Source organism: Devosia ginsengisoli (assembly GCF_007859655.1).
GTDB classification, from domain to species: Bacteria; Pseudomonadota; Alphaproteobacteria; order Rhizobiales; family Devosiaceae; genus Devosia; species Devosia ginsengisoli.
Genome location: NZ_CP042304.1, coordinates 2,994,924 through 3,007,255 on the forward strand (window position 1 = coordinate 2,994,924; position 12,332 = coordinate 3,007,255).

General features: G+C 64.3%; 12 protein-coding genes. All 12 read left to right on the forward strand.

Annotated elements, in window-relative coordinates; translation table 11 throughout:
* Window positions 1–232: 232 nt before the first annotated feature.
* The 12 genes from FPZ08_RS14550 to FPZ08_RS14605 all read left to right on the forward strand — a co-directional run bounded on the left by FPZ08_RS14550 (window position 233) and on the right by FPZ08_RS14605 (window position 12,332).
* Entirely contained in the window at window positions 233–1,099 is an 867-nt protein-coding gene (locus FPZ08_RS14550; protein WP_246132668.1) for an EamA family transporter, read from the forward strand.
* A 67-nt stretch (window positions 1,100–1,166) separates the two neighbouring features.
* Window positions 1,167–1,538, forward strand: coding sequence for a YciI family protein (locus FPZ08_RS14555; protein WP_146290671.1), 372 nt, complete (start codon window positions 1,167–1,169; stop codon window positions 1,536–1,538).
* On the forward strand, window positions 1,538–2,806 hold the full coding sequence (locus FPZ08_RS14560) for an RNA polymerase sigma factor (protein ID WP_146290672.1): 1,269 nt from the start codon (window positions 1,538–1,540) through the stop codon (window positions 2,804–2,806). Before FPZ08_RS14555 ends, FPZ08_RS14560 begins: the two co-directional genes overlap by 1 nt.
* Before the next feature lie 63 nt (window positions 2,807–2,869).
* Entirely contained in the window at window positions 2,870–3,274 is a 405-nt protein-coding gene (locus tag FPZ08_RS14565; RefSeq protein ID WP_146290673.1) for a VOC family protein, read from the forward strand.
* A gap of 223 nt (window positions 3,275–3,497) precedes the next feature.
* A complete protein-coding gene (gene ligD, locus FPZ08_RS14570) occupies window positions 3,498–5,933 on the forward strand; it encodes a DNA ligase D (protein ID WP_146290674.1) in 2,436 nt (811 codons plus the stop codon).
* Between the two features lie 42 nt (window positions 5,934–5,975).
* Window positions 5,976–6,881: a non-homologous end joining protein Ku gene (ku, locus tag FPZ08_RS14575; protein WP_146290675.1), complete on the forward strand. Its 906-nt coding sequence runs from the start codon at window positions 5,976–5,978 to the stop codon at window positions 6,879–6,881.
* 5 nt (window positions 6,882–6,886) lie between these two features.
* The gene (locus FPZ08_RS14580; protein ID WP_146290676.1) at window positions 6,887–7,963 is read left to right on the forward strand and encodes a tetratricopeptide repeat protein; all 1,077 of its coding nucleotides are present in this window, start codon (window positions 6,887–6,889) and stop codon (window positions 7,961–7,963) included.
* Window positions 7,964–8,124: 161 nt separating this feature from the next.
* Complete coding sequence (locus FPZ08_RS14585; protein WP_146290677.1) at window positions 8,125–8,769, forward strand: alpha/beta hydrolase family protein; 645 nt, start codon at window positions 8,125–8,127, stop codon at window positions 8,767–8,769.
* The gene (locus FPZ08_RS14590) at window positions 8,766–9,539 is read left to right on the forward strand and encodes an exodeoxyribonuclease III (protein WP_146290678.1); all 774 of its coding nucleotides are present in this window, start codon (window positions 8,766–8,768) and stop codon (window positions 9,537–9,539) included. The genes FPZ08_RS14585 and FPZ08_RS14590 overlap by 4 nt, the downstream gene beginning before the upstream one ends.
* 88 nt (window positions 9,540–9,627) lie before the next feature.
* Window positions 9,628–10,422, forward strand: a complete 795-nt coding sequence (locus FPZ08_RS14595) for an alpha/beta fold hydrolase (RefSeq protein WP_186767017.1) — start codon at window positions 9,628–9,630, stop codon at window positions 10,420–10,422.
* A gap of 66 nt (window positions 10,423–10,488) precedes the next feature.
* Window positions 10,489–11,154 carry a glutathione S-transferase family protein gene (locus FPZ08_RS14600; RefSeq protein ID WP_146290680.1) on the forward strand — a complete coding sequence of 222 codons (666 nt, stop codon included), beginning with the start codon at window positions 10,489–10,491 and terminating at the stop codon, window positions 11,152–11,154.
* Window positions 11,155–11,156: 2 nt separating this feature from the next.
* Window positions 11,157–12,332 carry a CaiB/BaiF CoA transferase family protein gene (locus tag FPZ08_RS14605; RefSeq protein WP_146290681.1) on the forward strand — a complete coding sequence of 392 codons (1,176 nt, stop codon included), beginning with the start codon at window positions 11,157–11,159 and terminating at the stop codon, window positions 12,330–12,332.

Sequence of the window (12,332 nt, forward strand, 5' to 3'; positions counted from 1 at the left end):
CCTTCTCCCCTCGTGGGAGAAGGTGCCCGAAGGGCGGATGAGGGGGCGGCGAGTTATCCATTAGCATTGAAGCATGGGAGGGCGCGGTGCCCCCTCGCCCGGTTTTCCGCTGGACGCGGAAAACCACCCTCTCCCACAAGGGGCGAGGGTGACCCGACTGAAAAATCAGACGAGTGGCACGATGGTTCGATCCCTGCTAAACCGCCGCCGTCCCTTCCGAAAGCCCCTCCCCGTGCGGCCGCAATCCGTCGTCTTTTCCGTCCTGCTCGTCACGCTGGGCATGGTGTGCACCCAGACCGGGGCGAGCTTTGCCAAGGGGCTGTTTCCGCTGGTGGGCGCGGCCGGCGCCACGACATTGCGGCTGGTGCTGGCGGCAATCGTGCTGGTGGCCGTGTTCCGGCCATGGCGGCAGAGGCTCGACAAGAGACAATGGCGCGCCGTTTTGGCTTATGGCGCCGTCATGGGGGCGATGAACCTGTTCTTCTATGCGGCGCTGCAGACCATTCCGCTCGGCGTGGCGGTGGCGCTCGAATTTACCGGACCGCTGGCCGTGGCTTTGGCCGGATCGCGCAAGGTGCTCGATTTCGCCTGGATCGTGCTGGCCGTGGCCGGGCTCGCCATGCTGCTGCCGCTGGGGCAGGCGCAGGGGGAGATCGGTATATCAGGCGTGCTGCTGGCGCTGGCGGCCGGCGCCTGCTGGGCCGGCTATATCATTTTCGGCCAACGAGCCGGGACCGGTGGTGGGCCGCATATCACCGCGCTCGGCGTCTCCGTCGCTGCCGTCATCGCCCTGCCCTTCGGCGTGGCGACGGCGGGTATGGCTTTGCTCGACCCGGCCATCCTGCCCGTTGCGCTGGGCGTGGCCCTGCTGTCGAGCGCCATTCCCTATGCGCTCGACATGGTGGCCCTGCCGCACATTCCCTCACGGTTGTTCGGCATCCTGATGAGCGGCCAGCCGGCGCTCGGCGCGCTGTCGGGCTTTCTTATTCTCAGCGAGACGCTGAGCCTATGGCAGTTGGGCGGCATCATCGCCATCATCCTGGCTTCGCTGGGCGCGACGGTGACGATTGCGCGGAATACGCCGCCGCCCGTGGCGTAAAAATCGCTTCACCCGCTGTCTGAATTGGGCATAGTCGCTCGTCATGTCACTGATGAGAGATGCCTCAATGCTTTACGCTGTCCTCTGCTACAATGATGAAAACGCCGTTTCCACCTGGACCAAGGAGGAGGACGACGCCTGCATGGCGCGCCTTGCCGTGGTCGAGGATTCCATGAAGTCCAAGGGCAAGATGGGCCCGGTGGCGCGGCTGCTACCGACGACTTCAGCAACCACCCTGCGCAAGACCTCCGGCGAGCCCCTGATCATCGACGGGCCCTTTGCCGAAACCAAGGAGCAGTTCCTCGGCTTCTACCTGGCCGATTGCGACTCGCTGGACGAGGCCATCGCCTTTGCCAAGGAGCTGATCAAGGCCAATCCCAGCGGCGGCGGCTATGAAATCCGTCCCGTCGGCATCTTTCACCCCAGCGAGCTTGGATAATGGTCGACAACGCCTGGATAGCAGCGGCCCTGATGGCGGCCCGACCCCAGGCGTTGAGCGCCCTGCTGCGCTATTTCCGCAATCTCGACGCCGCCGAGGAGGCTTTTCAGGAAGCCAGCCTGCGCGCTGTCAGGACCTGGCCCGTCAAGGGGCCGCCGCGCGACACCGTGGCCTGGCTGATCTTTGTCGGGCGCAATAGCGGCATCGATGCGGTGCGCAAGGTGAAGAACAATGTCGCCCTGCCGCCCGAGGAACACCTGTCGGACCTCGACGATGCCGAGGTCGATATCGCCGAGCGGCTGGATGGCGCCCATTATCGCGACGACATATTGCGGCTGCTCTTCGTGTGCTGCCATCCGGACCTGCCCGCCAACCAGCAGATCGCGCTGGCGCTGCGCGTCGTAGCCGGCCTGCCGCTGCGGCAGATCGCCAGGGCGTTCCTGGTCAGCGAAGTGGCGATGGAACAGCGCATCACCCGCGCCAAGGCGCGTATCGCCGCCAATACTGTGCCCTTCGATCCGCCCGATGCCGAAGGCCGGCTGGAGCGGCTGGGCGTGGTGGCGGTCATGATCTACCTGGTCTTCAACGAGGGCTATTCGCGCGGCCATTCCGACCCCGATGCGGCCCTGCTCTGCGACGAGGCGATACGGCTCGGCCGGCTGTTGCAGCGGCTGTTTCCCAGCGAACCTGAAGTCATGGGGCTGGTGGCACTGCTGCTGCTGCAGCATGCCCGGCACCGGGCGCGTGTGGATGGCGAGGGCCAGATCGTGCTGCTGGAAGATCAGGACCGCAGCCTGTGGGACGGGCCGATGCTGGCCGAGGGGCGGGCGCTGGTGGAGAAGGCCCTGCGCCATCAGGAGCCGGGCACCTATCAGGTGCAGGCGGCCATCGCCGCCCAGCATGCGCGGGCCAGGCGCGCCGAGGATACCGATTGGGGCGCCATCGACCGGCTCTACCAGACGCTCGAAGTCATCCAGCCTTCCCCGGTGGTGACGCTCAACCGCGCCGTGGCTGTGAGCAAGGCCTATGGGCCGGCCGCGGCCTTGGCGCTGATCGCGCCTTTGGGCGACAAGCTCGACAGCTATTTCCACTATCACGGGGTGCGCGGCGGGCTGCTGCTGCAACTGGGCGATACATCAGGGGCGCGCGAGGAATTCAACCGCGCCATCGCGCTGGCCGGCTCGCCGGCCGAGGCGGCGCATATCAGGCTGCATCTCGACCGTCTCGCGGCGCAGCCGGCTTTGCCGCCGGCCAGCGCGATCAAATAAGGCGCGTCGAACTGGCGCCGGGCCACTCATCGTGCTTGCATACGTCAATCGAGGAGAACAGCCATGACCGCACCCCGCCCTACGACCGGCGTTACGCCCTATCTCAATGTCGACGGCGCCCGAAAGGCTCTCGACTTCTACAAGACCGCCTTTGCCGCCATCGAGCACGAGGCCATGCAGGCCGAGAACAGCGAAAAGCTGATCCACAGCACGATCGAGATCAATGGCAGCATGATCTTCGTCTGCGACTTCTTCCCCGAATATGGCTTCGCGCCGGTCAAGCCGCAGGGCTTCAACATGCATATCCATGTCGATGACGCCCAGCAGTGGTGGGACCGCGCCGTCGCCGCCGGCTGCAAGGTGACCTCGCCGCTCAAGGTCGAATTCTGGGGCGATATCTATGGCCAGCTCGAAGACCCGTTCGGCGTGACCTGGGCGATTGGGCAGAGTGTGAAGCAGGAGGGGTGAGCCCGTACGTTCTCAGCCATCGCCCCTCTCCCCTTGCGGGAGAGGGTGGTTTTCCGCGTTCAGCGGAAAACCGGGTGAGGGGTCCTGCGCCGTCCCATGCTTCAATGCCAGCGGATAGCGCAGGACCCCTCATCCGCCCTTCGGGCACCTTCTCCCGCAAGGGGAGAAGGGAACGCCGCCGGCATTGAGGTAAGTCTTCACTTCGCCCTGCTAAAGTCCCGCCATGCCCACCGACAAGCTCAAATCCTACCGCGACAAACGCGATTTCCAGCGCACCAGCGAGCCTGCGGGGGCGCTGGGCAGCGCGGGCAATCGCTTTGTCATTCACAAGCACCACGCCACGGCAGACCATTATGACCTGCGGCTGGAACTCGATGGCGTGCTGAAAAGCTGGGCCGTGCCCAAGGGGCCTTCGCTCAACCCGGCCGACAAGCGCTTCGCTGCCGCCACCGAGGATCACCCCATCGACTATATCGACTTCGAGGGCGTCATCCCCGAGGGCGAATATGGCGGCGGGCCGATGATCGTCTGGGATACCGGCACCTGGGCGCCGATGGGCGATCCGCATGAGGACCTCAGGAAGGGCGCCTTCAAGTTCCGCCTGGTGGGCGAAAAACTGCGCGGCGGCTGGATGCTGGCGCGGCTCAAGGGCAAGCCGGAGGACAAGGGCAAGGAGGGCTGGATCCTGTTCAAGGAACGGGACACATCAATGAGCACCGAGGAGAATATCCTCGAAACCCGCCCGGAAAGCATCAAGACCGGACGGCGGATCGAAGAACTGGCGGCGCCACCAGCGGCCCCGATCAAAAAGGCTGGCAAGCCACAGCCGGGCAAGTTGATCGGAGCCGTGAAGGCGCCCCTGCCCGCCACGATGGAACTGCAACTGGCCTCGCCGGCCGAAAAGCTGCCGGACCCCAAGGGGAAATACCTGCACGAAATCAAGTTCGACGGCTACCGCACGCTGGCCTTTGTCGAGGCCGGTACGACGCGGCTGATCACGCGGGGCGGGCTGGACTGGACCAAGCGCTATGGCGACCTGCCCAAGGCGTTCGGGGAGCTCAATTGCCGCGAGGCCATCGTCGATGGCGAGATCGTGGTGCTCGACAAGCAGGGGATCAGCCGCTTCTCCATGCTGCAGGATGCGCTGTCGGACGGGGCCGGCAACAAGCTGGTGTTTTATGCCTTCGACCTGCTGCATCTCGACGGCTGGGATCTGCGCCAGGTGCCATTGGTCAAGCGCAAGGCTCTGCTGGCGCAATTGCTCTCCGGCCATGTGACGCCGCGTTCGGCGATTCAATATTCCGACCATGTCGAGGGCGACGGGCAGGTGCTGCTCGACCATGCCTCCGAACTGGGGCTGGAGGGCGTGGTTTCCAAGCGCGCCGACAGCAAGCATAGCGCCGGGCGGTCATCGAGCTGGCTCAAGATCAAGGCGCTGAAGACCGGCGACTACGTCATATCAGGCTATAGCGACAGCGCCGCCAATGGCGGCATCGGCGCTCTGGCCGTGGGCGAATGGGTCGAGGGGGAACTGGTCTATCGCGGCAAGGTGGGGACCGGGTTTGACGCCGCCACGATGAAATCGCTGGTGGCGCGGCTGGCGCCTCTGCGGATCGACGAGAAGCTGGAGGGCGCGCCCAAGGAGATCCTTCCGGTGCGGCCGATCCTGACCGCGCGCGTGCAATATGCAAACCAGACCACTGACGGCATGCTGCGCCATGCCGTGTTCAAGGGATTGCGGCAGGCCGAGCTGACGACGCCGGTAAGCGCGCCGGTCAAGCGCATCATCTCCGACGCCGACCTCGCCGGCATCTGGGTGACCAATCCGACACGGCGGCTGTTCGGCAAGACCGGGCCGACCAAGCTCGATATCGCGGTCTATTATGCCGGTGTGGGCGACTATATGCTGCCGCACCTGTTCAACCGGCCGGTCTCGCTGTTCCGCTGCCCCACCGGCAAGCCGCATGACTGCTTCTTCCAGCGCCATCCCTTTACCGGCATGCCCGATGGCCTCAAGAGCTTCGAGACGCAGAATTCGGAGGGCGAGAAGCAGACCTATATCTCGGTCGAGGACGCCAGAGGCTATCTGGCTTTGGCCCAGTTCGGCGTCATCGAGTTCCACGCCTGGGGCACCCATGCCAGCCATATCGACAAGCCCGACCGGGTGATCTTCGATCTCGACCCCGGCGAGGGCGTACAATGGCGCGATGTGGTCAATGCCGCCGTGCATCTGCGCGGGGGGCTGGAGGGCATGGGGCTCAAACCCTTTGTCAAGACCTCGGGTGGCAAGGGCGTGCATATCGTGGTGCCGACCACGAAAAAGCTGACCTGGAAACAGGCGCATGCCGCCTGCGCCGCCATTGCGGTGGAACTGGCCAGGACCGGGCCCGACACGTTCACCACGACGATGGGCGAGCAGAACCGCAAGAACCGCATCTTCATCGACTATCATCGCAATGCGCGAAGCGCGACGGCGGTGGCGGCCTATTCGCTGCGCGCCCGCCCGCACCTGCCGGCCAGCACGCCGATAGACTGGCGCGATCTGGAATCCATCGACTCTCCGGAAGACCTGAATTATTCTACTCTTCCGGGTTTGTTAACCACGGCTGGCGACCCCTGGGCCGACATTAACGAGTCCGCACGGGATCTAACGTCATGATTTACGTGTTGTTTGCGTAGTGATCGCGCGTAGGAGACGAAAATGGCACCCAGAGCGAGTTGGAAGGGCCATATCAGATTGAGCCTGGTGAGCTGCGCGGTGAAGATGTTCCCGGCGACATCGACGTCGGAACGCATCAGCTTCAACCAGCTGCACAAGGATACGCATAACCGCATCAACATGAAGCCGGTCGACCCCGAATTGGGGCTGGTCGAACGATCAGACCTGGTGCGCGGCTACGAATACGAAGCCAAGCAATACATCATCATCGAGGACGAAGACCTCGAAGCCGTCCGCATCGAATCCAACCACACGCTCAATATCGAAGCCTTTGTCGATGAGAGCGAAGTGGACGAGATCTATCAGGACGCCCCCTATTATCTCGCCCCCGACGGGGCCATGGCCGAGGAAACCTTCGTGGTTTTGCGCGAAGCCCTGCGCAAGAGCGGCAAGGTGGCCATTGCCCGGCTGGTGCTGTCGAGCCGCGAGCGCGTGGTGACCATCGGCGCCCGCGACAAGGGCATGTTCGTGACCACTCTGCGCAATCCCAACGAGGTGCGCGGCATGGCCGAATATTTCGACAATATCCCGCAGGGCAAGCCCGACGCGGAAATGCTCGACCTGGCGCAGAAGCTGATCGACCAGAAGGTCACCCATTTCGACCCCAAGGCCTATGAGGACCGCTACGAAGTGGCCTTGCTCGGCATGATCAAGGAAAAGCTCAAGGGCCACAAACCAATCATTGCAGCGGCGCCCGAACGCGGCAATGTTATCAACCTGATGGACGCGCTGAAGGCGAGCCTGGGGGAAGCCAAGCCGGCCGCGAAAAGCAAGGCCAAGGCACCTGCCGCGGCGCCCAAGGAATCCGCCGCCAAGGCATCGCTCAAGGCCGCATTGGAAGCATCCAAGGCCGCAGCACCAAAGGCGGCCGCAAAAAAGAAAGCCTGACCTAGATGCGAGCAAGCGGGGAGAGCTATGGGGTGATCGGCGCCCTGCAGGCCTTCCCGCTGCGCCTGGCGACGCGGCGGGTGCAAAGCCTGGGCGGACGGCTGCATCGCAACATCACCCGCGGCACCACTGCCGCCGTGCTGGGCCGCACCCTGCTCGCAAGAAAATCGCAGGAATATATCGAGCAAGCCGCCAGCAAGGCGCGGGCAAACAACGTCCCTTTGCTGAGCGAAAACGGCTTCCTGCGCCTGCTGCGCAGCCTGCCCCCGGTGCCATCGGCCAATATCACCCGGCAGGCCATGCTGGATCAGTCGCGCCTCGATGGCGACGTGCTGGACCTGCTGGCGCTGTTCGACGCCTTCGAGCACCATGCCGAACCCTTCTCGTTCCGCGACGTCATCCTGGCGAAGAAATATGCCGGACTGGTCGCCTCTGGCGCGAGCTGGAGCGCCATTGCGCGCTCGGTGCACCAGATCGGCCCGGTGGGCTCGCTGACAGCGTTGACGCTGCAGGCCGATGGTCCGGCGCGCATCGTGGCCAGGGACGCCCATTCGCTGGCCGAACTGAACGGACAACGCCTGCTGCCCCTGCCCGAAGTGGACGAGGATGCCGAGGACTATTTCGGCCTGGCCGAAACGGCGGAGGCGGCCGAACTCTTCGCCGAGGCGGCGACGCTCTACGAGCATTGCTCATCGATCGACTCCACCGATGCGGTGGCAGCGTTCAATTTCGGCAATTGCCTGCGCAAGCTGGAGCGGCTGGAAGAGGCCGCGACGGCCTATATCACCGCCATCAAGCGCGACCCGGATTTCGTCGAGGCCTGGTTCAACCATGGCGGCGTGCTGCGCGACATGGGCCGCGTGGCGGCGGCGCGCGAGCACCTGGCCAGGGCGGTGGCGCTGGACCCTGATTATGCCGACGCGGTCTACAATCTCGCTGCGCTGGAATATGACGCGCATGACCTGGCCGCGGCGCGGCAATGGTGGCTGCGCTATCTGGAACTGGACAGCGATTCCGACTGGGCAAGACGGGCCCGGGCCGGGGTGGGGCTGGCCAATCGGACGCTGAACAAGGCAGGGTAGAGGCACATCGCATCCCCACACGCGATCGTCACCCTCGGGCTTGACCCGAGGGCTCTGTACTTGTTGTCCGTCCGGCAAGTGAAACGCCCTCGGGTCAAGCCCGAGGGTGACGGCCGGTGGGTGGGCGGCTAAAGTGCGCCCAAACCACGGGACCCCACGCCATGCCCACCAGCTTCCTCTTCGACGGCCCCGAAGATGCCCGCGTCACCATCCTGCTCGCCCACGGCGCCGGGGCACCAATGGATTCCGCTTCGATGAATGCCACGGCCAAGGCGCTGGCGGCGGAGGGCTTTCGCGTGGCGCGGTTCGAATTCGGCTACATGACCAGCCGCCGCACCGAGGCGGGCAAGAAACCGCCGCCGCGGGCGGACAAGGTGATGCCAGAATTCATCGCCGCGGTGGACGATCTGGGGCCGACCAATGGGCCGCTCATCATCGGGGGCAAATCCATGGGCGGGCGGGTGGCCAGCATGGTGGCTGATAGCCTGTTCGAGGCCGGGCGCATCGCCGGGCTGGTCTGCCTCGGCTATCCGTTCCACCCACCAGCCAAGCCGGAGACTTTGCGCACCGCGCATCTGGCGGAGCTGAAGACGCCGACCATGATCTTCCAGGGCACGCGGGACGAATTCGGCTCGCCCGAGGAGATTGCCGGCTACACCTTGTCGCCTGCCATCACGGTGCAGTTTCTCGAAGATGGTGACCATGATCTCAAGCCGCGCAAGACGCTGTCGGGCTTTTCGACCGCCGATCATCTGAAGACCATCGCCACCAGCATCGACGCCTGGGCCAAGCGCATCGCGAAGTGAAGATCGCCACCTATAATATCAACGGTATCAACCGCCGCCTGCCCAACCTGATGGCGTGGCTGGCCGACGCGGCGCCTGACGTCGTGTGCCTGCAGGAGCTCAAGGCCAGCGACCGGCAGTTCCCCGCCACCGGCCTGGCCGATGCCGGCTATGGCGCGGTGTGGCGCGGGGAATCGAGCTGGAATGGCGTGGCGATATTGGCGCGCGGGTCGGAGCCGGTGCTGACGCAGGGCGAACTGCCCGGCAATCCGGATGACAGGCAGGCGCGCTATATCGAGGCGGCGGTCAATGGCGTGCTGATCGCCTGCCTCTATGCGCCCAATGGCAATCCGCAGCCGGGGCCGAAATTTGCTTACAAGCTGGAATGGATGCAGCGGTTTCTAAGCCACGCCCAGGGCCTGTGGGACACCGGCCTGCCGGTGGCCTTGGTGGGGGATTACAATATCGTGCCCGAGCCGCGCGATATCTACGAAACCAAGTCCTATCGCGACAATGCGCTGGTGCAGCCGGAAAGCCGGGCTCTGTTTGCCGCCCTGCTGGCGCAGGGCTGGACCGACGCTATCCGCAAGACGCATCCGGACGAAACGATCTATACGTTCTGGGACTATATGCGGAACCGCTGGCCGCGTGATGCCGGCCTGCGGCTGGACCATCTGTTGCTCAGCAAGAGCCTCGCGCGCAAGCTGACCGCTGCGGGCGTGGACCGCGATATGCGCGGCGAGGATGGTGCCAGCGATCATGCGCCGGCCTGGATCGAGCTGCGGGACTGAAACGCCGCCCCATCAGACAATTAGGGACTTGAACCCGCCGCAAAGCCCATGTTAGCTCAATCATATGAACTATGGGGTGATAAAAGTCATGCAGCACTTTGTCGAGGTTGGGTTATGCCGGATTTCCGCCAATGTGTCTGCGTTGCGGCCCGACGCACCATGGCTGGTCTTTTCCAACTCGCTGATGACCGATCATACCATATGGGCGGCGCAGCAAGCCCACTTTGCCGGGCGCTACAATATCCTGGCCTATGACCAGCGTGGCCATGGCCGCTCCGACGCGCCGGCCAAAGTGAGCTTTGCCGATCTCTCGGGTGACGTGCTGGCTCTGCTCGATCACTTCGACATCGCCTCCTGCATCTATGTCGGGCTCTCCATGGGCGTGCCGACCGGGCTGAATTTCGCCGCCGGCAACCCCGGTCGCGTGACGGCGATGATCCTGTCCGACGGACAGATGGCGACCCAGCCCAGCGGGCGGCAGACCTGGCAGGCACGCATAGACCTGGCACGGGCCGAGGGCATGGCGCATGTCGCCGACGATACGGTCGCGCGCTGGTTCGACCCGGCCTTTATCGCCAGCGGTGGTGCCGAGACTTTGCGCCAGGCCGCAGCGGAGATGCAGGTCGATGGCTATTGCGCCTGTGCCGCCGCCTTGCAGGACTATGATTTTACCACCGCCGCCGCCGGGCTGACAGTGCCGGTGCAATTGCTGGCCGGTGCCAATGACGGTGCCATGCCCACTGTCATGGCGGCGATGGCCGAGACCATTCGGGGCGCCAGCCTGTCGGTCATCGAGGGCGCGGGGCACATTCCCAATGTGGAAAAGCCGGAAGCTTTCAACCGCGCCATGGAAACCTTCCTGACCTTTATTACTAAAAGCTAGCTAATTGACTTTTATAGGATCGAGTCGTAGGTTCGGCCTTGGACAATCGAGTTTGTGGAGGCGTTTTTGAAGCTGCATTGGTCCCCGCGATCCCCCTTCGTCCGCAAGGTCATGATCGTGCTGCACGAGACGGGTCAGCTTGAAAATGTCGAGCGCGTGCGCACCGTCGTCGCGCTGGCGACGCCACCCGGCGACGACATCCTCAAGGACAATCCGCTGGGCAAGATTCCGGCCCTCGTTCTCGATGACGGTAGCTGCCTGTTCGATTCCCGGGTGATCTGCGAATATCTCGATACCCAGCATAGTGGCCCACGCCTGCTGCCCTCCGAAGGCGCGGACAGGATCACCCATCTGCGCTGGCAGGCCTTCGGCGACGGCGTTACCGATATCGCATTGCTGTTCCGCTTCGAATATCTGCGCGACCATGCCGATCCGGCGCTGCTGGAAGGCTTCGAACGCAAGCTGCGCGCCAGCCTCACGGCGCTGGAAAGCGAAGCGGCTGCACTGGCCGCCACCCCGTTTGGCCTGGGCCATATCAGCATTGCCTGCATGCTGGGCCAGCTCGACCTGCGCTTTGCGCAGAGCAATTGGCGGCTCGCCGCCCCACGCCTTGCCGACTGGTATGCCGGAATTTCCCAGCGCCCGTCGCTGGTGGCGACGGCGGCAAAGGACGATGCGCCACCGGCTGCCAAGGACTCCACTTCCCTTATCAATTTCATGCAGAAATCATAATAATGGCCGGCCCCCTGACTGGAATACGTGTTCTCGATCTCAGCCGCGTGCTGGCCGGCCCCTGGGCGGGGCAGGTGCTGGCGGATCTCGGAGCAGATGTCATCAAGGTGGAGCGCAAGGGCGTCGGCGACGATACCCGCAGTTGGGGCCCGCCCTATCTGGACGAGGCCGTGGACAGCAAGAGCCGGGAATCGGGCTATTACCTGTCGGCCAATCGCGGCAAGCGCTCCATCGAGATCGACTTCAACGACCCCGCCGATATCGCCACCGTCAAGACGCTGGCCGCGCGTTCGGATGTGGTGCTGGAGAATTTCAAGGTCGGCACGCTCGACCGCTACGGGCTGGGCTATGCCGATCTGGCAGCGGACAATCCCGGCCTGCTCTATTGCTCGGTGACCGGCTTCGGGCTGACCGGGCCGCGCAAGGCGCAGGTGGCCTATGACTTCATGATCCAGGGCATGGGCGGCCTGATGAGCGTCACCGGCGAAAGCGACGAGCGCGGCGGCGGGCCCCAGAAGGTCGGTGTGCCGATTATCGACCTGATGACTGGCATGTATGCCGCTGTCGCGGTGCTGGGCGGGCTGGTCGGCCGCAGCAAGACGGGCAAGGGCGACCATATCGACGTGGCCATGCTCGACGTTTCGGTGGCCATGCTGGCCAACCAGGCGATGAACTATCTGGTGTCGCAAAAGGACCCGGTGCGCCGGGGCAACCGCCACCCCAATATCCAGCCCCAGGATGTGTTTGCCGTGCGCGACGGCCATATCGTCCTCGCCGTGGGCAATGACGAGCAGTTCCGCCGCTTTGCCGAAGCCGTGGGCAATCCCGACCTGGCCGGCGATGAGCGCTATGCCACCAATGCCGCCCGGGTGCAGAACCTGGACAGCCTGCATCCGCTGGTCAGCGAACTGCTGTTGCAGCGCGATCTCGACGACTGGCTGGCGCGGCTGGAGGCATTCGGCATTCCCTGCGGCCCGATCAATGAGGTGAGCCGGGTGTTCCGGGAGGAGCAGGTCGTGCATCGCGAAATGCTGAAAACCTTCACCGATACGGCCGGGCGTGATGTACCCCAGGTGCTCAGTCCGATGAAATTTGCCCATCACAGCCTGGAATTCGAGCGCCTGCCGCCGCGCCTGGGCGAGCATACGGCCGAGATTCTCAAGGAAATCGGGGACTGA